The organism is Sulfuricurvum sp. (assembly GCF_049277495.1).
Lineage (GTDB): Bacteria > Campylobacterota > Campylobacteria > Campylobacterales > Sulfurimonadaceae > Sulfuricurvum.
Window position 1 is genome coordinate 1 of record NZ_JBASYM010000032.1, and the last position, 23,003, is coordinate 23,003.

22 protein-coding genes and 1 pseudogene are annotated in these 23,003 nt (G+C 47.0%); 8 read left to right on the forward strand and 15 right to left on the reverse strand.

Annotated features, from left to right (window positions below):
• Positions 1-1,790: translational GTPase TypA (gene typA, locus WAO38_RS06480; RefSeq protein WP_422235478.1), on the reverse strand; the 1,790-nt coding region annotated here is incomplete at its 3' end.
• A gap of 181 nt (positions 1,791-1,971) precedes the next feature.
• On the opposite strand from typA, the gene WAO38_RS06485 reads away from it, so the two are divergent.
• From WAO38_RS06485 to WAO38_RS06510, 6 genes are all read left to right on the forward strand, one after another.
• On the forward strand, positions 1,972-3,471 hold the full coding sequence (locus WAO38_RS06485) for a flagellar hook-length control protein FliK (RefSeq protein WP_422235480.1): 1,500 nt from the start codon (positions 1,972-1,974) through the stop codon (positions 3,469-3,471).
• 20 nt (positions 3,472-3,491) lie between these two features.
• Positions 3,492-4,166 carry a flagellar hook capping FlgD N-terminal domain-containing protein gene (locus WAO38_RS06490; RefSeq protein ID WP_422235482.1) on the forward strand — a complete coding sequence of 225 codons (675 nt, stop codon included), beginning with the start codon at positions 3,492-3,494 and terminating at the stop codon, positions 4,164-4,166.
• 2 nt (positions 4,167-4,168) lie between these two features.
• Complete coding sequence (locus tag WAO38_RS06495; RefSeq protein ID WP_422235484.1) at positions 4,169-5,503, forward strand: flagellar hook-basal body complex protein; 1,335 nt, start codon at positions 4,169-4,171, stop codon at positions 5,501-5,503.
• 54 nt (positions 5,504-5,557) lie between these two features.
• A complete protein-coding gene (locus WAO38_RS06500) occupies positions 5,558-7,453 on the forward strand; it encodes a flagellar hook-basal body complex protein (protein WP_422235486.1) in 1,896 nt (631 codons plus the stop codon).
• A 411-nt stretch (positions 7,454-7,864) separates the two neighbouring features.
• Entirely contained in the window at positions 7,865-8,374 is a 510-nt protein-coding gene (locus WAO38_RS06505) for an RDD family protein (protein ID WP_422235488.1), read from the forward strand.
• 2 nt (positions 8,375-8,376) lie between these two features.
• On the forward strand, positions 8,377-9,492 hold the full coding sequence (locus tag WAO38_RS06510) for an MFS transporter (protein WP_422235490.1): 1,116 nt from the start codon (positions 8,377-8,379) through the stop codon (positions 9,490-9,492).
• On the opposite strand, the gene WAO38_RS06515 is transcribed toward WAO38_RS06510, so the two are convergent.
• From WAO38_RS06515 to WAO38_RS06535, 5 genes are read right to left on the reverse strand one after another with little or no spacing between them, the layout of a single operon-like run.
• Positions 9,489-10,217 (reverse strand): DUF481 domain-containing protein, encoded by a 729-nt coding sequence (locus WAO38_RS06515; protein WP_422235491.1) that lies wholly within the window; start codon positions 10,215-10,217, stop codon positions 9,489-9,491. The genes WAO38_RS06510 and WAO38_RS06515 overlap by 4 nt on opposite strands.
• Positions 10,214-11,038: a mechanosensitive ion channel family protein gene (locus WAO38_RS06520; RefSeq protein WP_422235493.1), complete on the reverse strand. Its 825-nt coding sequence runs from the start codon at positions 11,036-11,038 to the stop codon at positions 10,214-10,216. Before WAO38_RS06520 ends, WAO38_RS06515 begins: the two co-directional genes overlap by 4 nt.
• 10 nt (positions 11,039-11,048) lie before the next feature.
• Positions 11,049-11,669: an NAD(P)H-dependent oxidoreductase gene (locus WAO38_RS06525; RefSeq protein WP_422235495.1), complete on the reverse strand. Its 621-nt coding sequence runs from the start codon at positions 11,667-11,669 to the stop codon at positions 11,049-11,051.
• On the reverse strand, positions 11,654-11,995 hold the full coding sequence (locus WAO38_RS06530) for a DUF309 domain-containing protein (RefSeq protein ID WP_422235497.1): 342 nt from the start codon (positions 11,993-11,995) through the stop codon (positions 11,654-11,656). Before WAO38_RS06530 ends, WAO38_RS06525 begins: the two co-directional genes overlap by 16 nt.
• Positions 11,971-12,279 (reverse strand): hypothetical protein, encoded by a 309-nt coding sequence (locus WAO38_RS06535; RefSeq protein ID WP_422235498.1) that lies wholly within the window; start codon positions 12,277-12,279, stop codon positions 11,971-11,973. Before WAO38_RS06535 ends, WAO38_RS06530 begins: the two co-directional genes overlap by 25 nt.
• An 83-nt stretch (positions 12,280-12,362) precedes the next feature.
• Here WAO38_RS06535 and WAO38_RS06540 point away from each other — a divergent pair, with 83 nt between their 5' ends.
• Positions 12,363-15,206 (forward strand): helicase-related protein, encoded by a 2,844-nt coding sequence (locus WAO38_RS06540; RefSeq protein ID WP_422235500.1) that lies wholly within the window; start codon positions 12,363-12,365, stop codon positions 15,204-15,206.
• Here WAO38_RS06540 and WAO38_RS06545 read toward each other — a convergent pair.
• The 6 genes from WAO38_RS06545 to WAO38_RS06570 are packed head-to-tail and all read right to left on the reverse strand — an operon-like array spanning position 15,136 to position 19,708.
• Positions 15,136-15,762, reverse strand: coding sequence for a DNA-binding protein (locus tag WAO38_RS06545; RefSeq protein WP_422235502.1), 627 nt, complete (start codon positions 15,760-15,762; stop codon positions 15,136-15,138). The two genes, WAO38_RS06540 and WAO38_RS06545, sit on opposite strands and share 71 nt — an antisense overlap.
• On the reverse strand, positions 15,759-16,718 hold the full coding sequence (locus WAO38_RS06550) for an HD-GYP domain-containing protein (RefSeq protein ID WP_422235503.1): 960 nt from the start codon (positions 16,716-16,718) through the stop codon (positions 15,759-15,761). Before WAO38_RS06550 ends, WAO38_RS06545 begins: the two co-directional genes overlap by 4 nt.
• A gap of 9 nt (positions 16,719-16,727) precedes the next feature.
• Positions 16,728-17,225, reverse strand: coding sequence for a YajQ family cyclic di-GMP-binding protein (locus WAO38_RS06555; RefSeq protein WP_422235505.1), 498 nt, complete (start codon positions 17,223-17,225; stop codon positions 16,728-16,730).
• A 55-nt stretch (positions 17,226-17,280) separates the two neighbouring features.
• Complete coding sequence (locus WAO38_RS06560) at positions 17,281-17,973, reverse strand: succinate dehydrogenase/fumarate reductase iron-sulfur subunit (RefSeq protein WP_422235507.1); 693 nt, start codon at positions 17,971-17,973, stop codon at positions 17,281-17,283.
• Positions 17,973-18,128 carry a hypothetical protein gene (locus tag WAO38_RS06565; RefSeq protein ID WP_422235508.1) on the reverse strand — a complete coding sequence of 52 codons (156 nt, stop codon included), beginning with the start codon at positions 18,126-18,128 and terminating at the stop codon, positions 17,973-17,975. The genes WAO38_RS06560 and WAO38_RS06565 overlap by 1 nt, the downstream gene beginning before the upstream one ends.
• On the reverse strand, positions 18,107-19,708 hold the full coding sequence (locus WAO38_RS06570; RefSeq protein ID WP_422235510.1) for an FAD-dependent oxidoreductase: 1,602 nt from the start codon (positions 19,706-19,708) through the stop codon (positions 18,107-18,109). The genes WAO38_RS06565 and WAO38_RS06570 overlap by 22 nt, the downstream gene beginning before the upstream one ends.
• A gap of 101 nt (positions 19,709-19,809) precedes the next feature.
• On the opposite strand from WAO38_RS06570, the gene WAO38_RS06575 reads away from it, so the two are divergent.
• The gene (locus WAO38_RS06575; protein ID WP_422235512.1) at positions 19,810-20,715 is read left to right on the forward strand and encodes an AEC family transporter; all 906 of its coding nucleotides are present in this window, start codon (positions 19,810-19,812) and stop codon (positions 20,713-20,715) included.
• On the opposite strand, the gene WAO38_RS06580 is transcribed toward WAO38_RS06575, so the two are convergent.
• From WAO38_RS06580 to WAO38_RS06590, 3 genes and pseudogenes are all read right to left on the reverse strand, one after another.
• A complete protein-coding gene (locus tag WAO38_RS06580) occupies positions 20,693-21,622 on the reverse strand; it encodes a D-2-hydroxyacid dehydrogenase (protein WP_422235514.1) in 930 nt (309 codons plus the stop codon). The genes WAO38_RS06575 and WAO38_RS06580 overlap by 23 nt on opposite strands.
• A complete protein-coding gene (gene purT / locus WAO38_RS06585; protein ID WP_422235516.1) occupies positions 21,619-22,782 on the reverse strand; it encodes a formate-dependent phosphoribosylglycinamide formyltransferase in 1,164 nt (387 codons plus the stop codon). The genes WAO38_RS06580 and purT overlap by 4 nt, the downstream gene beginning before the upstream one ends.
• 122 nt (positions 22,783-22,904) lie before the next feature.
• Positions 22,905-23,003, reverse strand: a pseudogene (locus WAO38_RS06590) (30S ribosomal protein S21); the annotation flags it as partial.

Below are 23,003 nucleotides of genomic sequence, written 5' to 3' on the forward strand. Positions count from 1 at the left end.
TAACGCTTACGATCACTTGGATCTAACCAACGTTTACGGATACGGATACTAACCGGTGTAACTTCGAGAAGCTCATCGTCTTCGATCCACTCTAATGCACGCTCAAGGTTCATATCGCGTGGCGGAACAAGTTTAATCGCTTCGTCTGCTCCAGAAGAACGGACGTTTGATTGTGCTTTTCCTTTAATCGGGTTTACATCGAGATCATTCGTACGGCTATGCTCACCGATGATCATCCCTTTGTATACTTTCGTTTGAGGAGCTACGAAAAGGACACCGCGATCTTGGAGGTTGAACAATGAGTACGCCAACGCAACACCGTCTTCCATAGAGATCAACGCTCCGTATTGGCGGCTCTCAACGCTTCCGGTATAAGGACGGAACTCAAGGAACGAGTGATTCATTACACCCTCACCTTTAGTATCGGTCAAGAACTGGCCGCGGAAACCGATCAAACCACGTGCAGGAATTTCGAACTCTACGCGTGTAAAGCCCTCACCCATCGGTACCATCGCTGTCATTTCCGCTTTACGGCGGCCAAGACGCTCGATGATCGTACCTGCATTGTCAGCCGGAAGGTCAACAACGAGATGCTCGAACGGTTCACATTTGACCCCTTCGATCTCTTTTACGATAACTTCAGGACGTCCGATACCGAACTCGAAACCTTCACGGCGCATATTTTCAGCAAGAATCGTAATTTGAAGCTCACCACGACCGGAAACGATAAATTTACCTTCTCCAACCGTTTCGTAACGCATTGCTACGTTGGTGTTCATTTCCGCTTCTAGACGCTCACGGATTTTGTTTGCCGTAACGTGTTTACCCTCTTGACCTGCAAGGGGAGAGTCATTAACCGAGAAAACAACGGTCAAGGTAGGCTCTTCGATGTGCATCGGATCAAGCGGCATAGGATTTTGCGGATCACAGATAGTGTCCCCTACGTCTACCGTTTCGATACCGGCAACGGCAACGATGTCACCTGCTTCAGCCGTTTGGATCTCCATACGGTTAAGACCCATAAATCCGATAAGTTTAGAGATTTTACCCTTAACCATTTCGCCGTCAGCTTTTGCAAGGAGGATATTATCCCCTTTTGAAATGCGTCCGTTGAAGATACGGGCAATACCGATTTTACCAACATAATTATCGTAGTCCAATGTGAAAACTTGTAATTGTGTCGGGTTCTCAGGGTCACCGGTAGGTTCAGGCACTTTTTCTAGGATGGTGTTGAACAAACACGTGAAATCGCCATCAGGGTCAGTCATATTTAGTTTCGCCATACCATCACGCGCTGCTGCATAGATGATTGGGAAATCAAGCTGATCTTCCGTTGCGTCCATTGCTACGAAAAGGTCGAATACTTCGTCCACTACGCGCTCAGGATCAGCGGAAGGTTTGTCGATTTTGTTAATAACAACGATTGGCTTGAGTCCAAGCGCTAACATTTTTTTAACAACAAATTTAGTTTGAGGCATAACACCTTCATACGCATCGACAAGGATCAACGCACCGTCAACCATTTTCAAAACACGCTCAACTTCTCCACCGAAGTCGGCGTGGCCCGGAGTATCGATAACGTTAATTTTGTGATCGCCGTAGCGAATCGCAGTGTTTTTAGAAAGAATGGTGATCCCGCGCTCTTTTTCAAGGGCGTTAGAGTCCATAGCTCTTTCATTCACTTGTTCGTGGCTGCCATATGTTCCAGATTGCTTGAGCAATCCGTCAACTAGAGTCGTTTTACCGTGGTCAACGTGCGCGATTACGGCGATATTACGAATTTTTTGCATTGCTGTCCTTTTAGATAGGGCAAAGATTTTCGCGGATTATATCTCACATAAGGTTAAGGAAATGTTAAGACACAACAATACTATTACCATTTGTTGACTTTCATTAGTGGAATATTTTTTGCTTTCTATATTTACTTTAAATAATAAAAGGGCACCTGCAGTGTGCCTATAAGGATCACCTATGATCATTCAAAGCAAAGAGACGAAAGGACAAGCTTCCTTAATCGAGTTGCTCGGCGGCACACAAAAAAAGAGCAGCACCAAAAGCAATGATATGTTTTCCAAGCTTCTCCTGTCTCTCACGGCAGACAAAAATAATCCTAAAACGGATTTAACAAAAGCGCTTGTCACCAATAGCAATGAAAAAGCAGAAACGTCCAAAACACTCAATCCCCGGACCGATTCCTCTAAATCGTTCACTACCGTTATCGATCCCAAAAAAGCGCAAGACAAATCTTCCCTTCAACAGCTTCTATCCGGCAATGACCAACCGCAGGAAAATACTCCCGAAAATACTCTATTTTCAAAAGTGCTTTTAGAGGGCCTCAGCAGTGATCAAGTCCGCACGATGATCAACCGTGCCAAAGATTATCTGAAAAATGAAATCGCATCTAAGGCACCCGAATACAAAGCCGATCCGAAAACCCTTCCGAAAACACTGCTCGGGCTAGTTCAGCTTGCGGACAAAATGGGGCTCAACCCTCAAAGCATTACCCTCTCCACTCTGTTTACCCAACCTTCAGAACAGACAGTTTTTACTCCGGAACTCCTCTCTAAGCCGCTTTTGGAGATGAAAGCGTTAACGACAGCTCCGGTCACGGCTACCCCTTCTAGCCCGACATCTGAAGCCATTTCTCAACTTCTGAGTGAGATAAAAAGCAAAGAAAACGGATCGAAAAGCGCGCCAAAAAGCGAAGTTGCCGCAACAAATTCAAAAAATGACGTATTTAAAGCAGAAATGAAAGGGGATGTCCTCCGAAAAGAAAGTGAGCACAAACAACCTCTCTCAGCCCTTCTCCAGACACTTGACAAATCGGCAGAAGTACCCGCAGCGGATCTGTCAACGAAAGATATTTCCTCCAAACCGGCAGAGGCAAAGGTAAATGTATCTGCCAAAACCGATGGACTCATCAGCCTGTTAAAAGGCGAGCCTCCAAAAGAAGAAGAGATTAAAAGTGGTTCCAACACTAAAAATGATGCCGATATGACGAAAACACACCAAGCACCAAAAGCCGATGCATTGGAAGTCAAAACCAAAGAAGCGGCACAAAGCATGCGTTATTTTGCGACGGATCTGAAAGAAGCAGTCGATAGCTACAAACCTCCGTTTACCCGTTTATCAATGACCCTTAATCCTGAAAAGCTCGGGGAAGTCGAAGTAACGCTGGTTCAGCGCGGCAATAATGTCCATGTCAATATTCAATCCGCCAATACGAACAGCGTCGCATTTTTAGCGCACAATGCAACGGAACTTAAAGCCCAATTGGCAAGCCAGGGTATTAGCAACGCGACAATGAACTTTATGTCCGGCGGGGATGGACAAAACCAAAACCCGGGACAGCAGCAGCAAAATCAGCAGCAGCAGCAAAATCGGTTCAGGGCTTATGAGTCGCTCAAAGATATCGAGCTAAACGGCGAGCATTTAAGTGCTCTTGAAATCATCATTCCGCATTACGCGTAAACCAAACCAAGGAGATTATTATGGCAATCGATGCATATGGCAATACGGTAACCAGTTCAACTACAACCACAGCGTCGTCCAGTACGACCAACCCCAACGGTACGTTAGGAAAAGACGACTTTTTGAAACTCCTCTTACTGGAGCTCAAATACCAGGATCCGACCTCTCCGATGGACAGTGAAAAAATATTGACGCAGACATCCCAGCTTGCGACATTGGAATCCTCTGAAAATACGAACAAAGCGCTCGAAGCCTTAGCCGCTTCGCTCACTTCGTCCATGCAATACTCCGGCATTTCCGCGATCGGAAAAATTGCCGACACGGGAAGCAATGCAATCGTTTTGGAAGAAGGTTCCACCAGCGATTTCCAAATCTACTTTCCGAATGACGCCACTAGCGGAAATGTCAATATTATGGATGTCAATGGGAATATCCTCAAAACGATGCCGATCGGTGCGACCAATGCAGGCGTCGCCCAATACAGCTGGGATGGTACGAATAACAACAATGTTCCTTTGGATGCCGGAATCTATTATGCAGAATCAACCTACACGAAAACGGACGGGACGACAGCCACATCCCGTGTCGGCCTCTATCCGATTGAATCGATCAAATTTGACAGCGGTAAAACGTACGCTAAACTCGGATCAAGCTATGTTGACTTTAGCACGATTAAAGAGATTACGGGAGGCTGATCATGACACAGGGATATTATGCAGCCATATCAGGAATGCAGACCAATCAGTATGGAATGGATGTTATTTCAGATAATTTGTCCAATATCTCCACGACTGCATACAAAAGCGCATCAGCAGAGTTTGCCGACCTTTTTAGTAAAGTGATCACAGTCGGCAATACCCCGACTTCCAATGATGTCGGCTATGGTACAAAACTGCAGGCAACCAGTTTTCAATTTACACAAGGCTCCCTTATGCCCTCCGATCGCTTCAATGATCTCGCTCTTGAAGGAAACGGATGGTTCGGTGTCACAGCGAACAATCAAATGGCCTATACCCGTGATGGCAGTTTTGCTTTTGATACGTACCAAAAAGTAAACGGAGACGTAAACTCCTCTACCGATCGCCTAGTGACGGCCGATGGACAGTTTGTCACCGGAACGATGCTCACGAACTTTGCCTACAATGGCGCATTTGATTACGGAGATCAAGAGAGCAACGGTGCCGTTGGCGCATTCGTCCTCAATAATCCGACCAACGACGCCGAACTGGGAGGAGTCAGCAGTCAAGGTCTCCTTGAATTCCCGACACGTCTTGCTTATCCGGTAGAAGCAACGACCCAAACAACGTTTTTCGGAAATCTCGGTATTGCCAATGAGACACGTACGATCAGTGCCGACGTCATCAGTGGAAAAAACGAAAACAACCGGCTCAAACTCACCTTTACCCAAAGTGCCGTTCAGCCTTCGGAGGGAGTCTCCTGGGATGTGGTTGCAACGGTAACTTCCAATGACGGAAGTGTCGTTTACGATACCCAAAACGGGCAGGCCGTCTTCGGTTCTGCAGGCGATCTCAGCAGCTTTAACATCACCTCAATGGATAACGACGGGACACCGGTTGCGGTAGATTTGGGAACGGCTTACAGCGGAGTCATTTCTATCGACGGTGTCGGTGTCAGCGGATCATCGCGTTCAAACGGAGTATCGGGGGGTACGCTGACAAAATACGGTATCAATGCCAATGGCGTTATCGTCGCCGATTTTTCCAACGGCCGCCAAAGCGCTATCGGCCGTATTGCGGTATACCACTTTCAAAACGACCAAGGACTGAACCGTGACGGCGGAACGTATTATGCTGAAACGTCCAACAGCGGCAAACCTCTATTTTGGACGGACGCAAACGGAAACACGATTACGGGGGCAACCGTTCGAAGCGGTGCCTTAGAAGGGTCAAATGTCCGGATGGATGTCGGATTAACCGAAATGATCGTAAGCCAGCGTGCCTATCAGGCCAATTCTAAAACAATTACTACGGTAGATGAGATGATTCAAAAAGCGTTGCAAATGCACCGATAGGTTTTGGTACATATTTTGCTTATAATTTTTACTTTGTCATAAAAAGGACATATCATGTTGAAATCACTTTTCGCAGGCGTCACCGGATTGCAGTCACACCAGATTGCCATGGACGTTGAATCGAATAACATCGCTAACGTTAACACGATCGGTTACAAGTATTCACGTGCCAATTTTTCCGATTTACTCGCCCAGACGAATCAGATCGCGACAGCTCCGCAAGGATCACTGGGCGGAAAAAATGCCGTTCAAGTCGGATTGGGAACAAGCATAAACTCCATCACACGGATCCATTCACAAGGGTCCATTCAAAATACCGATAAAAATACCGACGTCGCTATTCAAGGGGACGGATTTTTCATCGTTTCTCCTGATGGCGGGAATACCTATAAATACAGCCGTTCCGGTGACTTTAAATTTGATGCGGCCGGAAATTTCGTCGATAACAACGGCTTTATCGTCCAAGGCTGGTCTCGCGATTTAGATACCGGACTTGTCGATTCAACGGCACCGATCAGCAATATCCAAATCCCGCCGGGACTGACTACACCGGCTCAGCCGAGCTCCGAAGTTGTCGTTAAAGCGAATCTGAGCGCCAGTACGTTGATCACTCAATATTCGCCGACCTATGAAACAGATGCGGCCGGGGTTCCTATTAATACGAACGGAATGCCCGTACCGATCAACGGTGAAGACATGGGTGTCATGTTTAATGCCAGCGGTCAGGCTTTCTCTCTTACCTCTGCGACCGGCACTGTTCCGGGTACCGGCGGAGACGGTATTTTTATCAGTACTGACGGAGGGGTCACTTATGCCGAGTTTCGCTATACCAGTACGCTTGCGGATGTTACGACTACCGGTACCGGCGTAGCCGGAGGGGCAGTGCCTCCTGCGCAAACCAGCGGCGCCGCCTCTACCAACGCAGATGTCTATTATTTTAACAGCACCAAAGATTTACAGCTTGCGATAACCGACTGGACGACGGCGAATGTCCTCAACCCGGGAACTTCGGTAGGCGCCACGGTTACCTACAATGCTCAAGGTAAACTTCAAATCTCCAATGCAGCGGGTGCAACCGACCTGAGTATCAATGTTGCCGGTATTACCGATGCCGCCACCGTCAAAAATGATATTTTTACCTCTAACTTTCTAACGCTCGGCGGTAATATTGTGGCCGGATCAACTTCCGCAAAACAATCCCAGGCCGTCAACGCGGCAACACACTCTGCGAGTATTGATGTCTTTGACTCACTGGGAAGTAAACATACCCTCAAAATCGATTTTCGCAAACAATCCAGCAGTGCCACTGCCGGTGTAACCTGGAGCTATACCGTTTCGGTTCCAAAACCCGCCGATATCGGGGGAGTCGCACCGTACGAAAACATCCTTAATCCTGCCGGATTGATTACGTTCGACACAACCGGTGCGTTAGCAGGATACAGTGTTCCGGCCATCGATTTTACCGGAAACAACGGCTCGACACCGAATCAGTCGATTAACTTGAATTTCGGTACGATCAACGGATTTGACGGTATCACCAGTTTTGACAATCCATCCGGTACCAGCGGTATTTCACAAGACGGTTTCCCCGGCGGTGACCTGGTCGGAATCCGAATCGATCAAAGCGGTACACTGGTAGGATCTTTCTCTAACGGTCGCTCCTTCGGTCTAGCGCAAATCGGAATGGCAAAATTTGCAAATAATGAAGGGCTTGTCAGTGATGGCGGGAACGTTTATTTGCAATCGGCCAACTCCGGGGACCCGATTATCGGAACAGCCGCAACAGCTGGACGCGGATTTATGCAAGCATCATCGCTCGAAGCGTCCAATGTCGATTTATCGAAATCGCTGACCAATCTGATCATTATTCAGCGCGGATATCAGGCAAATGCCAAAACGATTACGACATCCGATACCCTTCTCGAAACTCTTCTCGGCATCAAACGTTAACGCGCTTTGCGTGTTAGCGGCTTTGTTATTGCCGTTTTTAATTTAATCCGAATAAAATTTTGATCTTCACAGGCCGATAATAGACATGCGGCTGCCTCATTGAGGCAAATAATGATTGATTGATAACGTATTTGTTAGGGAGATAGACCCGGCAAGTAAGGAGGTCTTGCCGATGCTTCGAAACTTAAGGAGTGAGTGATGAAAAAAACTTCTCCCTTGACTTGCTGCTGTCAATTGGGATAGTTGAATTATGAAACAAATTAGTAAACAAACAGTAATAACGTTATATCTCGCACTAATTTTTAACGCCATAGGAATAAAATCCCTACAGCTACGCTAACGCTAAGTATTCTTCAGCAGAAGGCTCAGTGCACTGGTGCACTTTAATTTGTAACTAGCTAAAATATCACCATGAGATGGCGAACCCTAAAAACAAAGAGACAGCATCAACCCCAGTCCGCTAAAATTAAAATAGACTACGCCCCTTTTTGGCCGCGTGCTTTGGGATTTCTCACGGATATTTTTATGATCGGTTTGCCGATTTCACTGTTGATGATGATGTTTTTCGGCTATGATCAGATACATACGGCCAGCGGTTTGGATGTTATTGTCAATGATCCAAAAGCCCACACGAATCCCCCGAATCCGATCGCTTCGATCTTGCAAATAGCGCTCTTTCTCACTACCTATGTATGGTTCTGGCATGCCAGCGGCCAGACTCCCGGGAAAAAGCTCGCCCGTATACGTGTGGTAGATGCCAAAACTCTTGAAAATGCATCCTATTGGAGACTCTCCCTCCGTTTTATCGGTTACTTTATCTCCCTGATTACACTGATCGGTTTCTTTATCGGGCTATTGCGCAAAGACAAACGCTCCCTTCATGATCTCCTAAGCGGCACTGCCGTTATCCGCGCCCACTAAACGTGTCTGCTTTAATTGCCTCATTTTATTTCTTCTATTTTGCCCTGATAGGGGTCCATGTCATTTTTGTCCCCAAGATTCTTGCAATGGTCGGCTATGATCCGCTTCATATCGGTATTGTTCTGGCCTCTGCACCGCTGGTACGCTTTGCCATGCCGTTTCTCTTTCTCAAAGGATTTCGGCTGGGTCAGCGGACTTTTTTTACCGCGCTCTTCTTAATGGCCTTGGGTGCGGGAGGATTTTATCCCGCACTCACGCACTTTTATCCTCTTCTGGGGGTCAATATCCTCTTTGGGATCGGAATATCTCTGGTATTGCCCTACATTGAAGTGATTGCGCTCGAGAGGATCGGCAAAGAGCGCTACGGCCGTATCCGCCTCTTTGGCTCATTCGGATTTATCGCGGTTGCGTTAGTCTTGGTCAAATTTCTCACAACCCCCTATATCGGAATCGATTTTTTAATTTCTATGGCATTGACCACACTTCTCTTCGGAGCCATTATCGGATTCAGACAAAGGCTTACCTCCTCTTCGGAATGTCTGCCGGGTGAAGAATCGTGCCGATTTTCCGTTATTAATCATATCCCTTTGTGGATCGGTTTTTTTCTGATGCAGGTCAGTTTCGGTCCGTTTTACAACTTTTTTACGATCTATGCCACTGATCACGGTGTCCCTTTGGAAACCACCGTTTGGCTCTGGAGTTTCGGGGTCATCGCGGAGATTATCATGTTCTATTTTCAAGGTCCTCTGCTGCGCCGGAATCTTCTCACTATACTCCAGATCACCGCTTTTATCACCGTCTTACGATGGAGTATTGTGGCTCTTTTCCCCGACTCTACCCTTCTGCTGTTTGCATCACAAAGTCTTCACGCCTTCAGTTTTGCCCTTTTCCACTCTGCCTCCATCGCGATTTTATTTCATCTCTACAGCGCACGGCGGCTCTCTCAACAGTTTTTCTTTGGAATATCGTACGGTTTGGGTGGGTTTATAGGGGCGGTAGGTTCAGGAGTACTCTATCAGTATACTCCCGCTTATCTGTTTGCGGGAGGTGCCGTTGCGGCACTCGCCGCAGGAATCGCCTTTCGGCTCTACGCGGCTAAGAATCAAGTCTCTCGTTAATAATCGATAATCAAAGAGACCAGAAATGTCCGGTCTGTCGAAACAGACGGAGGGGGCGGAGTATTAACGTAATCGATTTTATAGCTTACCCCCATAGAAAGAGAGCTATTAATCTTATTTTCAATCCCTGTTTTGCTGTAAAAAAAGTAATTCCGGGTCTCTTCCAGATTAACGCGATACGTCGCTTCTTGAATCAATTTTAATGTCTCTTGAATCTGCCATTTATAGATCCCACCTATTTTACTCGAAAAATAACTCTCGGATGGGAGTTCGCTCGGCTTGTCCTGCGCATACAAAAGGTTGGCTTGCAGATCGAGGTTATGTTCCGAGCAATCAATCACTTTTGCTCCGACACCGGGCCCGGTATAGGCCTGATAATCAAATCCGCTAAAGCTGTCTTGTTTGTACCCGATCATATAGTTTAGCGAGTAGACTTCATCCCACTGGTAATCGTAATTGAGTTCCGATGACCACTTATTCTTGCTGACACTGCCGCTGTTGGTAGAACGGTATGCATCGGCATGAGCCCTAAAGACATGCTTCTCCAGCGTGGTTTTAGCATTTCCTTCAAAGGCGAGGGAGGTCGTATCCGTGTTGCCTTTCGTATTGATATACGAGAGTTCACTGTGGGTAACGATCTCCCCGTCTTTCTCCGGAGTCGGGCATACATTTGCCCCCCATCCTGCTGCTGTGAGGATTATGATCGACGTGAAAGAGCGAATCATAATTCCCCTCTTCGCACATGCAGATCCATTTGAGGAAAGGGAATCGAAATATTGTTGGCATCAAATGCCAGCTTGACCGATTCGGTGATTTCAAACATTACATCCCAGTAAAGATCGACCGGAACCCACGGTCTGGCGTAAAGCTGTACCGAGTTATCTGCCAATGCTCCGACAACGACAATGGGAGCAGGTTCGGAAAGTACGTTCGGATGAGAGAGAAGGACATTCAGTACAACCTCTTTGGAGAGTTTTAAATCATCTTTATAGTCAATATCAAACACCAAATCGATGCGGCGTTTTTCATTGCCGGTGTAATTGATGATATTCCCCGCAATCAAAGCACCGTTAGGGATAATAATCGAGCGGTTATCGGCGGTGGTCAATGTCGTTGAAAAAAGGTTCATGGATTTCACATTCCCCATAACCCCTGATGCTTCGATAAAATCACCCACTTTAAAAGGGCGAAAAAAGATGATCAATACGGCGGCACCGACATTCGAAAGGGTATCTTTGAGCGCCAAACCGATGGCAAGCCCTGCGGCACCGAATATGGCGACAAACGATGTCGTTTCGACACCGAGATTGCTGATCGCCGCAATGATGACCAGAATAATCAGCGCAACATAAGTTGCATTCACTGCAAACGAAACGAGCGTCGGATCGACTTTCGCTTTGTCCATCGCTTTTTTAATCAGCGCGACGACTTTTCCCGAAACCCATCGCCCGATCAAAAAGATAAGGAGAGACCCTAATATCTTAATCCCGTACTCTGTTGTGTATTGGGCTGCCAGTTCCGTATATTTTTCTACTTGTGTCAACATCCGATCTCCTTTAGCGATACTCTACGATTTGTGTTATCGGAAGCCGTTTTTGCTCGCTTTGAGGATTCACGCGGTATCCGAATGCACAAAGCAGGGCGACATATCGTCCCTCCGGGAGGTCGAGGATCGCTTCAACCTCTTCTTTATCGAACCCTTCGATCGGGCAGCTGTCGATTTTGAGGGTTGCCGCGTAGGTCATCATATTAGCCGCTGCGATATAACACTGCTTTGCTGTCCAATTTTCCAATAACAGTTCATCGTTCTCGATATCGGCGAGATAGTTTTTATACACACCCATATAAGTGTCCACCATCTCGGCAGATAATCCGCGCCGTTCAAACATTTTGCGGACATAGGGTGTTCCGCTTCGGACGACATTATTATCGGTCGTGAAAACGATGAGTTCGGAACAATCGGTAATCTGGCTTTGGTTCCAGCATGAAGGTTTAAGCGCTTTACGCAGCTTCTCATTGCGGACGACAATCAGCCGCCACGGCTCCATTCCAAAAGAAGAAGGGGAAGTACGGGCCACTTCCAAAAGGGAGTCGAATTCCTCAGCCGGGATTTGCTTTTCGGTATCGAACACTTTGCAGGCATGACGAAATGCCATTGCATCTAAGAACTGGGACATAAATAACCTCGCTGTCGTTCTAATATTTGCGTTATTTTAACGTAGAGTTCTTTATGGGGAGTAACAAGGGTCTCCAGCAGAGGTCGGTATTTAAGATAAGTACCCCACGCTATCATCGAAGGATTCGGCCGTCCCCGTGCGATCAGTTCAAAACTCACCGCCGCGTTAATAAACCCTTTCCATAGCCGTATCTCATCATCATCCTCAAAACGGCGAAGATACCATATCTGTTCCAAATCCTCGTGAGCATCGTAATAGCGCTCCTCTGTGATTGAGCAAACAAACGCTTCGCACGCTTTTGTTATACCCGTAAGTTCTTGCGCCAATACCCTCTCCCACCCCGCAAACTGATACAAACATGATCGGGAAATTTAGCTCTAAACTCTTTGAGACGCTCTTTAGACGATTTACCGCTGTCGCAATAAAATACAAACACACTGCCGGCAGGCTCTGAACGCAGCAGAGGAGGACTGTACGTTAGTGTCTCCGTACCGCTGATCGGGTTTAAAATCGTATCGATCAACAGAACTTTAACCCCCTCTGCTTCTAACACGCGTTTGTTCCGTAAATACTCTTCCTGCGTCCATTCATCGACATTCAGATCGACCATATTCTTTTCCCATCGGTTATTTTATGAGAGTTTATCAAAGCTATAAAGGCTTTAGCCTTAGGATTTTAGGCTACACTTACACTATGGCAAAAAAAAAGAAAAAAATGATCAAACTCAACCAATCCATCCGCCATTTTTTCGGCGATGAAGGATTTGACGAGGGGATAGAGAGGGTTCCGACCGAATCGCTTATCGCCCTCGCCCATACATTGGGAGTTTTTAACGGAACAACCGATAAAACAACCCTTATTAAAACCTTCCGCCGTTTGTGGTCGGAGGGGGAGAGCGAAAACCGCGCACTGATCGTCGAGTTTTTCAAACAAGAGGGGAAAACCTACCCTAATCCGAAACCCAAAGAGAAGCCTCATGAGCGGGAAGAGAAAATCGACGAACTGCTCGAATCGTTCGACATTACTTCCGATGAGCGCAGAGCGCTGCATGCCTCATTTATCGATATCCGTACCCGTAAAATCACTCCGGAAAAAATAGCGGCGAAACTCGAGCATATCCGATATACCCACAAACGCGAAGCACTCGAAAAAGCGCTCGAGGGAAAATTTAATTTTGATGATACGTTAGAGTATTATGCCCCTATCGCCTATCATGTAGATAATGAAACTTTTACCAAAATCCATATCCTCAAAACGCCTCCGCTGAATGGGAAAAGGCTCCATGAGGAAGCTTTAGAAATTTTGGTGCCCGAAATCAGTGAGCTCAAGTCGGCACTAACCGCTCAAAAACAAGAGCAAACCAATCTGTTTTTAGCCTCCCTCAATCTCTCATCGCACCGTTATTTATCGAAAGAACAGATTATTGCCACCCTCAAAAGTGCTCCCCCTTCGGTCCAAACCTACGGGGCTCTCAGCAGCGAGATTGTACGGGATGTTTGTACGCGTCATCTCCATATCCCTCTCACCTCCGTCGGGAGTGAGGATTTGATGATCGAGATTGAGAAACAGCTCACTCTCCCTCACCGCAAAGAACCCCTCAGCTATACCCTCTCCCTTCATCTCGATGCGCACGAACTGAGCCGCCAAATCTGGAACGAAGAAGAACTCACCGTCACCGCGATGGTACAAGAGCAAAGTGTTCATGAAGAGAGGGCTTTTCTGGAAGAGCTTTCCCATCTGATTGAGGAATGCCACACGCGTGCCAAACTTTTGGAGATGAGCGATGATACCCTTTACGGCATAGTCTATGAGCTTCTTTTCCCGTACCTCACCCATACTCCGCATATCAGTTCCAAAACGTCTCGCCGCGTCCTCTTCTCTTTCGATCAGCGCATCGCAAACGAGCTTCTCAAACGTCAACGCCAGGCACTCCTCGCCCGGACAGTCCGCGATTTTAAAAACCTCTTTCCGCTCGCCCGTTCTCTTCGCCGCCGTCTTATTTTCCACACCGGCCCGACAAACAGCGGTAAAACCTATACGGCGTTTCAACAGCTCAAAAAAGCTGGGACGGGATACTATCTCGCCCCTTTGCGGTTGCTGGCATTGGAGGGGTATGAAACGCTTCGGGAGCAAGGGGTCAGTGCTTCACTTATCACCGGAGAGGAGCAGCTTCTCGATGAAGATGCCACCCATATCAGTTCTACGATCGAGATGCTGAACTTCGAGACGGAAGTAGATTGCTGCGTCATCGATGAGGTACAGATGATCGATGACCGGGACCGCGGATGGGCATGGGCCAATGCCATCATCGGGGCTCCCGCGAAAACCGTTATCATGACCGGATCACCCAATGCCCGCGAAGCCGTCATCGCCTTGGCAGAGTATCTGGGAGAACCGCTGGAAATCATCGAATTCGAGCGCAAGAATCCTCTGGAACTGCTCAAATCTCCCACCCCGATCGATGCTATCGAACCGCAAAGCGCAATCATCGCCTTTACCCGCTCCAATGCCCTGCGTCTCAAACAGCAGCTCTCCAAAACCTATCGTACCAGTGTTATTTACGGAAACCTAAGCCCTGAAGTGCGCCGTGAAGAGGCGCGCCGGTTCCGCGAAGGAGAAACCGATATTCTGGTTGCCACCGATGCGATCAGCATGGGACTGAATCTCCCCATCAAAACGCTGCTGTTTTCAAAAGCCGACAAATTCGACGGCCAAAATCAGCGCAATCTCACCGCAACCGAAGTACGTCAGATTTCAGGTCGCGCGGGGCGGTATGGCCTAAGCGAAAAAGGATACGTCGGCGCCCTCACTAGTGATGTCCTCAAAACTATCTCAACACTGTTCACCAAACCGATCGAGCCGATCGCATTGCCGTTTAATGTCATGGCAAATTTTGACCATATCATGCTCGTTTCCACCATTTTGGAAGAAAAGTCTCTTTCGAATATCGTTGATTTTTTCGTTGAAAATATGAAATTTGAAGGGCCGTTTCGGGCTGCAAACCTCGAATCGATGCAAGAGGCTTCCGCTATCATCGATCACTATGATCTGGACATGCGCACCAAATACACCCTTGCAACCGCACCGTTATCGACCTCATCACCTCTTGTGATGGCGGCATTCGAACGTTACGTCAGGGCATTGGAACAAAAAAAACCGATCGCCTATATCCCTCCGCAGCGTTTGGGACATTACGCTCTCTCCATGGAAGAACTTCAAGAAGCAGAAGATCGGATCAAGGAGATATCCCTTTATCTCTGGTTGTCTTATCGTATGGGGGAATATTTTGTCGATGCGGAGAAAGCACGGACTTTTAGAGGAGAACTCAACCGGTTTATTGAAAATTCACTCCAGCAAAGCCACTTTGTCCCGCGATGCAAAACATGCGGCAAACCTTTAGCCCCAAACAGCGAATTTGCGATTTGCCAAAGCTGTTTTTATAATCTCAATCGTGCGAAACAAGGGGTTAGAAACGTAACAAATCCGAGTAGTCGTAGTGAGAGGGATTCAAGAAAATCTTTTCGTCACGGACGCTGATACGCCCATCTTCTTCTTCCAGGGCTTCAGCAAAACGCTTTTTTATCTGTTTTTTCTCTTTATCTTTGACCCTCTTCAATTTTAGAAATGCTTTGAGTGAAATCCATTCCTCGATATCACTATTCACAACATCGGCATTAATAACGTCACCCATCCCCTCTTGCATCACGGCATCGGTATTCACATGCGAAAGAAACTTCGTCGCGACAACATGTAAAACACTGCGTAACTGGGCATCGCGTTCTTTATAAATCTGTTCAACTTTGATCCGTTCATCGATCAGCATCTGCTCACGCTGATCCCGTAAACGAGTCGTCTCTTTTTCAAGAATGTCCACTTTGCCGCGAAGTCTTTCATTTTCCTGTTCAATGTATTGGGTATAACGATTATCACTCACACTGTTAGAGACGGCGTTATTTTTTGCAGCTTCGACGGCAACGTATTTCACCCCATTGTCAACGATGCAATCCAGACTGCCGCGTCGGATTCGGTTATGGATCGCCTCTTTGGATACTTTGAAATACTCTGCCGCATCGGCGATCGTCATCTTTTTCATTCTTTTCCTTCAACCTGTTTTCGTAACATTTTAATAAACGCATCCACCATACTCATATCCAAATGCCCCTTCATCTGCTGCTTCATCAACAGCAGAGACTCGAATGAACTCATCGGATCTTTATACGAGCGTTTGGTCGAAAGAGCATCGAACACATCACATGTCCCGATAATACGGGCAAACTGACTGATTTGATCCCCTTTAAGGTTATCAGGATAACCGCCCCCTTCAACCTTTTCATGATGATGACGGATACCGCTTAAAATACGTTCATCCGTAATCCCTAATTTCAAGGCAATCTCATGTCCAAATGCCGGATGGCCCTTCATATGGTTAAACTCCTCATCGGTGAGTTTTCCGTTTTTGTTGATAACCTCGTAATCGATTTTACTTTTGCCGAGATCATGCAAGATCGCCGCCATCCCCAGCACTTCCAGATCTTTTCCGGATATCCCCAAAAAAGAGCCCAGACTCAGCGTATAAATACTGACATTGATGGAATGGGTGTGGGTATAGTAATCATGTGCCGTAATTTTCATCAAGGATTCGACAGCGCTGTTGTCATGCAAAATAATCTCGATAAAATTATTGACGACCGGCTGTACGTTTTTGACATTTTCCAATGATTCGGGATTTTTAAACATCGAGTCAATCGCTTCAGCCGCTTTTTCGTAGACTAATCGTGCTTTTTGCTCGGTAGGTATATCCGTGCTTTTGGCAATACTTTGAAGATGCCGCGAGACATACGCATTATAAAGTTCTTCCTCTTCTGAACTGATATAAAGTGTCTCGATTTCTCGGAGTTTTACTTTGGCATTGCCATCGACTGCCGTATCGCTTTGTAAAAAAAGGCTCATCGACGTTTTAGTATCATTGGACAGAAAAAGGTCAAAATCGAGCTGAGACCCCTCGGTTATGAGCCGTTTATCAATCGCTTTGTAGCGCTTCTGGCTCATCGGGTCTCCTTAGCGAAAGTTATCAAATACGAGTGGGGCATCCCACTCCATTGCTTTGATCGCTGCCATAATCTTTTGGAGTTCATCAATCTGTTTGGATTTGACACGAATGTGTTCTCCTTCGATGGCGACAGAGGCTTTGGTTTTCAGGTTTTTGATTTCAGCCTGAATCTTTTTGGCCTCTTTTGCATCGATCGTATCAACGATTTTATAGGTCGCTTTACGTGATCCGCCGCTGGCGTCTTCTGTTTTGAGTTCTTCGAGAGCTTTGGAAGAGAGACCCCGCTTAATCAGCTTCCCAATCACGACATCTTTAAGAGCGTCCAGCTTATTATCGCTCGATGCGAGTAGAATAAGCTGTTTTTCTTTTTCACGGTAGTTGATTTCATAGGTGACACCTTTAAAATCGTAACGACCGATTACCTCTTTTTCTGCTTGTGCTATCGCGTCTTTAAATGCTTGCAAATCAATTTTTGCGGAAATATCGAGAGAGTGTTCTGATGCCATACTAATTCCTAACTATTTTATAACAGTTAGTATAACACACTAAAACCTTAATGTTTTAAAAACTAAGTCCGCCGCCGAAAGCCATAGCGGCATTCGGGTCTTGATATCCCATCATCGCACTTTTCATCCGCAGCATCGTGATGTCTTGTTTCGGAGCGATATTCTGAGGACAAACCGGGACACATTCGCCGCAGAGTGTACAATCCCAAATTCCGTTCGTTTGGACGCTCGCGATTTTCGCAGCACTGCTCTCTTCACGCACATCATTGACATAACGCCAAACACGCGTCAAGGCAAAAGGTCCGATGAAGTCAGGATTAACGGCATATACGGGACAGGCGCTGTAGCATAAGGTACACAAAATACAATCGCTTTGGGTCTCAATGCGGCTGGCATCTTCTTCGCTTACCTTCCCCTCATGCGAACCTTCGCTCCATGCTGTAGCGGCACGATTAAAATGTTCAACGATACTCGAGTCTACCACCAGATCCCGGATAACCCGAACGTTTCGAATCGGCTCAATGACATCTCCTTCGCCCGGTTTATATTCGCACATCAGCTGTTCACGGCCATTGACACGAACCGCACAGCTTCCGCAAACACCGCTTCGGCATCCATGAGAATAGGTCAAAGTCGGGTCGAGTTTGGTTTTAATGTGATTAAGTACCGCAAGAAGCGTGACATTTTCTAACTCTACGTTATAGATTTGGGCTTCATCGTTATTTGAACGTTTAACTGAAATATTCATCAATCGCACCACTCCCGTTCTTCATCTTCTTCGTCATCGTCTTCCTCGCTGACATCTTCACAGCGGCCATTCCAGTCACTCTCTTTTTCATCGTCCCATGATCTGTCATCACCTAACGCAGCTATCTCTTCCGTCATTGTATAAAATCCGCGCATAGCACTCCATCCTCTTTCCATGTGATTGTGTGTGCTCCGAACATCCGGTCGTTTCGCGCAGGGGCATCGATACGATAATGCGCCCCCCGGCTCTCTACACGGCTGATCGCGCTTACGACGATCATTTCCGCCAACTCGATCTTATTCCCGAATTCGATAAATTCGACCAGATTGGTATTGCAGATTTTCGACTTGTCACGAGGCCCCATAAACGGCAATTCTTTTTGCATTTGGCGGATGGCCCCGAGTACGGCTTTAAGCCCCATATCATCCCGTACCAAACCGACATTGTTATAGAAGATATTGGCGAGCATCTCCTGCTTTTGATAGAAATCGATCTGGTTCGTGAAATACATCACCCCGCGGATAAAGTTCGTATCTTTGGCCAACTGCTGGTTTGCCGTATCGGGAACAGGATGTTTATGGGCGAATTTAACCGCTTCAACTGCACAATGGCGTCCATAAACAACGAGTTCAAGGAGCGAATTCCCCCCGAGCCGGTTTGCCCCGTGCGTTTTATGGTTAGCACACTCACCCACGGCAAAGAGTCCCGAAACACTGCTCATGCACGCTTCATTGACTTCGATCCCCCCCATACTGTAATGGGCGGCAGGTTTGATCGGGATAAGTTCATGAACCGGATCGATTCCTTCATAGATCTGCGCCAGCTTGCGCTCTTGCGGGAGTTCATGATCAATAAAATGTTCCCCTAAATGGCGGATATCCAGATAAACCGCTCCATTTGCGCTCATCTCATCATGGATGGCACGTGCTACAACATCGCGCGGTGCAAGCTCGTCGGTAAAACGCTCTTTATTGGCATTTAAAAGATGTCCGCCCGCTCCGCGTGCGCTCTCGGATATAAGGATGGATGAGTTTTTAAGTGCCGTGGGGTGAAACTGGATGAACTCCATATCGGCAAGTTTTGCTCCCGCACGTACTGCCGCGGCGAGACCATCTCCCGTCGCTTGGACGGAATTCGTGGAGTGTTTGCCATAGAGTGCCCCATATCCTCCTGTGGCAAGAATTACTGCATCGGCACGAAACTCTTCTACATCACCCGTTTCTATGTGCAAGAATGTAGCCCCTAACACGCGGTTAGTCCCTTCATCGACGATCAGGTTGAGTAAAAATCGCTCGTTCATAAATATAACACCGGCTTTCAAACACTGGTCATAGAGTGTATGCAGCAGTTTTAAACCCGTGTAATCTTGCGCATAGCACGCGCGCGGTGCCGAAGCACCGCCGAGTCGTCTGCGGGCGATTTCACCCTCTTCGTCACGGCTAAAGGGCAGACCCATAGTATTACACCACCTAATCGCTTCAGGTGCATTTTCGCACATAAACGTAATCCGCTTTTCATCCCCCAGTCCTGCGGACGAACGAAGCGTATCTTCTATATGATCGGCAATGCTATCGTTACCGCTTAAAACGGCGTTCATTCCCCCTTGTGCCATCGACGTCTGGGAACGCGTCGGGAGAGTTTTGGAGACGACAGTTACCTCTGCACCCTCTTCTCTCGCCGATAATGCACTGACCAGGCCTGCGCCGCCACTGCCGATAATCAATACTTTGGCCATTGTTTGACTCCTTATTGGCGCGATTGTACCCCATGGGGTGTTAGCGGTGACTCAAAAAACCATACTAATTTTTTCGCTACAATACACATCAAAAAAAGATAATGCAAACTTTATTCTCAATTATGGGTATTTACCTCTTTATCGGTGTCGGTTTTAGTGCCAAATGGGCATTTAAAGAAAAAATCGACGACCGTACGATTACCCTCTTAAGTGTCTATTTTCTACAGATATTTTTGACCTTTTGGGGGCTTCTTAAACGCCCGATCGATACCGAACTGCTTTTTGCCCCGTCTTTGTATCTGGCCATCACTCTCATCTCCCTATTGCTGATGATTCCTCTCTCTCGTATGTTCTTCAGTGACACCAAAGAGCGTTCGGTTGCAACCGTTGCGGCATTGATCGGAAACACCGGAAATCTCGGAATTCCCTTGGGAATTGCCATGTTTGGTGAAGTCAGTGTTCCCTACCTCACCCTCATCAATCTAGTCAATGTTTTCGTCGTTTATACCATCGGGGTGTTTTACTATTCGCGCGGCGAGTTCAGTGTCCGCGGTTCATTAATGAATATCCTAAAACTCCCCGTACTCTGGGCAGCGCTTGTAGCAATAGCCCTCAATATCGAGGGCTATCACCCGTCCGAAGCAGTGGATAAAACGCTGATGATGGGAGCCTATGCCTCGATGACGATGCAGTTGGTGCTGTTTGGTATTTATCTCTACGGTACCAAATTGGGGGAGATTAATTTTCGTCTTACCGCTTGGGTAAACGGGACCAAATTTATTCTGATACCGCTGATCGCGTTCGGAGTTTTAGGAATGGTTGAGATGTCGCCGATGGTGAAAGGGATTTTGTTTTTGGAACTGATCGTTCCGCTGGCAGTAGCCAATGTCAATCTCGCTTCCCTCTATAACTGTATTCCCCGTACCGTGACCATGGAGGTGTTTACCACATCCGTTGTCTTTTTGGGGATTGCGCTGGTTTTACCTACGCTGTTACAAATGTTTTGATGTTTTCGACTGTCACAGCGATCAATCGCTCACGTGCTTCAATCGACGTCCATGCGATATGCGGGGTAATATAAAGACGTTCAGGATGTTTGAGGGCTAACAGAGGATGAGGTTTTTTCATCGGCTCTTTGGCTAACACATCCAAACCGACGTATATCGGTTTGACATCGATAATAACCGAGAGAGCATCTTCATCGACGATCCCGCCGCGCCCGAGATTGAGTAAAACGGCACCGTCTTTCATCTGCAGCAACTCAGAATGCGAGATCAGATTTTCCGTCGATCGGTTCAGCGGTGCGTGAATAGAGATGATATCGCTGTTTTCAATCAAACGGCTCAGCGTTGTTTTTTCAAAATCACTGTTTTCATTTTTGCCCGAAGTGGAGTAATAACAGACGTTTGCCCCAAATGCACGTGCTATATGTGCCACACTGCGTCCAATCTCTCCGAGTCCGATAATGCCCCAGGTTTTGCCGCGCAATTCATGAAAGGAAGGACCGATGTGTGCGAAGACCGCCTCATTCTGCCATGCACCGCTTTTGACGTATTCATCATAATAACGAGAATGCCCCATCAGATAGAATAACATCGAAAACGTATGCTGTACTACCGCATCGGTCGAGTATCCGGCCACATTTTTGACGGTAATACCGCGCTTTGCAGCAGCGTCATGATCAATATTGTTCGTCCCTGTCGCCGCCACACAAATAAGTTTGAGCTTCGGTGCGGCTTCCATAACAGCATCACTGATAACGACTTTGTTAGTGACGATCACCTCGATATCAGCGACCCGATCACACGTTTCATCCGCAGAGGTTGTCGGATAGACGGTCACATCACCTACCTCATTAAAACCTGCTAACGAAGTATCACCATAGGTGAGTGCATCTAGGATTACTATATTCATGCGTCTTTGATCCCTTTGATCAGTTTTTCCGCTTTTTTAAGCGCTTTTTTTACTTTATCAAAAACGAGAACAACCGCCATCCGTCGTCCGACATGTGCTTCCGGTTTGCCGAATACACGAACAAAACTGTTATCATCAAAAAGTTCATCGGCAACATCGATCACCGGTTCATGCGACTCGACTGTTGATTTGAACGCAGCACTTGCCCCGTCACCATAAAATGTAAATCCGAGAGGAAGACCGAGTACCGCGCGAACGTGAAGCGCAAACTCGCTTTGGCTTTGGGTAATCAAGGTTACCATCCCAGTATCATGCGGACGAGGGCTCACTTCACTGAAATAGACCTCATCCCCTTTCACAAATAGTTCTACACCGAACAGCCCTTTTCCGCCCAAACCGTCCGTAATCGCTTTTGCTATTTTTTGAGAACGTTTGAGGGCTTTTTTGGACATTTCCATCGGCTGCCAGCTGTAGATATAGTCGCCGTCTTTCTGAATGTGTCCGATCGGCTCACAAAATACCGTCTCGACTCCGTTACGAGCCGTTAGCAAAGTAATCTCGTAATCGAAACGGATAAACTCTTCGACGATCAGCTCGCTTGCATCCCCGCGCGCTTCTTTGGCAATTTCCCACGATTGTTCCAGATCAAAAGGGCTTCTCGCTACACTTTGTCCATGCCCGGAAGAACTCATGACCGGTTTGATAACACACGGGAATCCGACATCTTCCGCCGCACTGCACATATCTTCATACGTACTCACAAAATGATAACGGCTTGTTTTAAGTCCTAACTCTTCGGCAGCAAAACGGCGGATATTTTTGCGATTCATGGTTTTATTGACCGCTTCAGCATTGGGGATAACGCAGAACCCTTCTTCTTCTGCCGCGAACAATGCATCAATGCTGATCGCTTCAATCTCAGGGAGAATATAATCGGGTTTCTCTTTGCGGATGATTTTTAACACCGCCTCTTTATCTTGCATATTCACCACATGAGAACGGTTGGCGACGAGATGTGCCGGGGCATGTTTATAGCGGTCTACGGCGATCACTTCGATACCGAGACGTTGCGCTTCAATCGCAACTTCTTTTCCGAGCTCGCCGGAACCTAATAGCATGATTTTTTTGGAATTGTTTTTGAGAGGTGCGCTAAAGAGCATGACATAAGCCTTGTGCAGAAATAATTACACTAAGTTTATCACAGGGTTAGTAAAGGTTTTGTTACAGAAGAAAAAGTTGAAGGAATTGAGAGGGTGTAACCCAAGCGCCGAAGCGCAAGAGATTACAGGCGAGATTCGTAACGTCGCATCATATACAAACGTTTTAACATCTTTTTGCGAGCGCTGATTTTGAACTGTTTACGTTTTTCAGTCTCTGTAAC

Coding starts and splice junctions, on each gene's coding strand:
- WAO38_RS06485 (WP_422235480.1), top strand. CDS start 1,972: ATGATCATTCAAAGCAAAGAGACGAAAGGACAAGCTTCCTTAATCGAG.
- WAO38_RS06490 (WP_422235482.1), top strand. CDS start 3,492: ATGGCAATCGATGCATATGGCAATACGGTAACCAGTTCAACTACAACC.
- WAO38_RS06495 (WP_422235484.1), top strand. CDS start 4,169: ATGACACAGGGATATTATGCAGCCATATCAGGAATGCAGACCAATCAG.
- WAO38_RS06500 (WP_422235486.1), top strand. CDS start 5,558: ATGTTGAAATCACTTTTCGCAGGCGTCACCGGATTGCAGTCACACCAG.
- WAO38_RS06505 (WP_422235488.1), top strand. CDS start 7,865: ATGAGATGGCGAACCCTAAAAACAAAGAGACAGCATCAACCCCAGTCC.
- WAO38_RS06515 (WP_422235491.1), bottom strand. CDS start 10,217: ATGATTCGCTCTTTCACGTCGATCATAATCCTCACAGCAGCAGGATGG.
- WAO38_RS06520 (WP_422235493.1), bottom strand. CDS start 11,038: ATGTTGACACAAGTAGAAAAATATACGGAACTGGCAGCCCAATACACA.
- WAO38_RS06525 (WP_422235495.1), bottom strand. CDS start 11,669: ATGTCCCAGTTCTTAGATGCAATGGCATTTCGTCATGCCTGCAAAGTG.
- WAO38_RS06535 (WP_422235498.1), bottom strand. CDS start 12,279: ATGGTCGATCTGAATGTCGATGAATGGACGCAGGAAGAGTATTTACGG.
- WAO38_RS06540 (WP_422235500.1), top strand. CDS start 12,363: ATGGCAAAAAAAAAGAAAAAAATGATCAAACTCAACCAATCCATCCGC.
- WAO38_RS06545 (WP_422235502.1), bottom strand. CDS start 15,762: ATGAAAAAGATGACGATCGCCGATGCGGCAGAGTATTTCAAAGTATCC.
- WAO38_RS06550 (WP_422235503.1), bottom strand. CDS start 16,718: ATGAGCCAGAAGCGCTACAAAGCGATTGATAAACGGCTCATAACCGAG.
- WAO38_RS06555 (WP_422235505.1), bottom strand. CDS start 17,225: ATGGCATCAGAACACTCTCTCGATATTTCCGCAAAAATTGATTTGCAA.
- WAO38_RS06560 (WP_422235507.1), bottom strand. CDS start 17,973: ATGAATATTTCAGTTAAACGTTCAAATAACGATGAAGCCCAAATCTAT.
- WAO38_RS06565 (WP_422235508.1), bottom strand. CDS start 18,128: ATGCGCGGATTTTATACAATGACGGAAGAGATAGCTGCGTTAGGTGAT.
- WAO38_RS06570 (WP_422235510.1), bottom strand. CDS start 19,708: ATGGCCAAAGTATTGATTATCGGCAGTGGCGGCGCAGGCCTGGTCAGT.
- WAO38_RS06575 (WP_422235512.1), top strand. CDS start 19,810: ATGCAAACTTTATTCTCAATTATGGGTATTTACCTCTTTATCGGTGTC.
- WAO38_RS06580 (WP_422235514.1), bottom strand. CDS start 21,622: ATGAATATAGTAATCCTAGATGCACTCACCTATGGTGATACTTCGTTA.
- purT (WP_422235516.1), bottom strand. CDS start 22,782: ATGCTCTTTAGCGCACCTCTCAAAAACAATTCCAAAAAAATCATGCTA.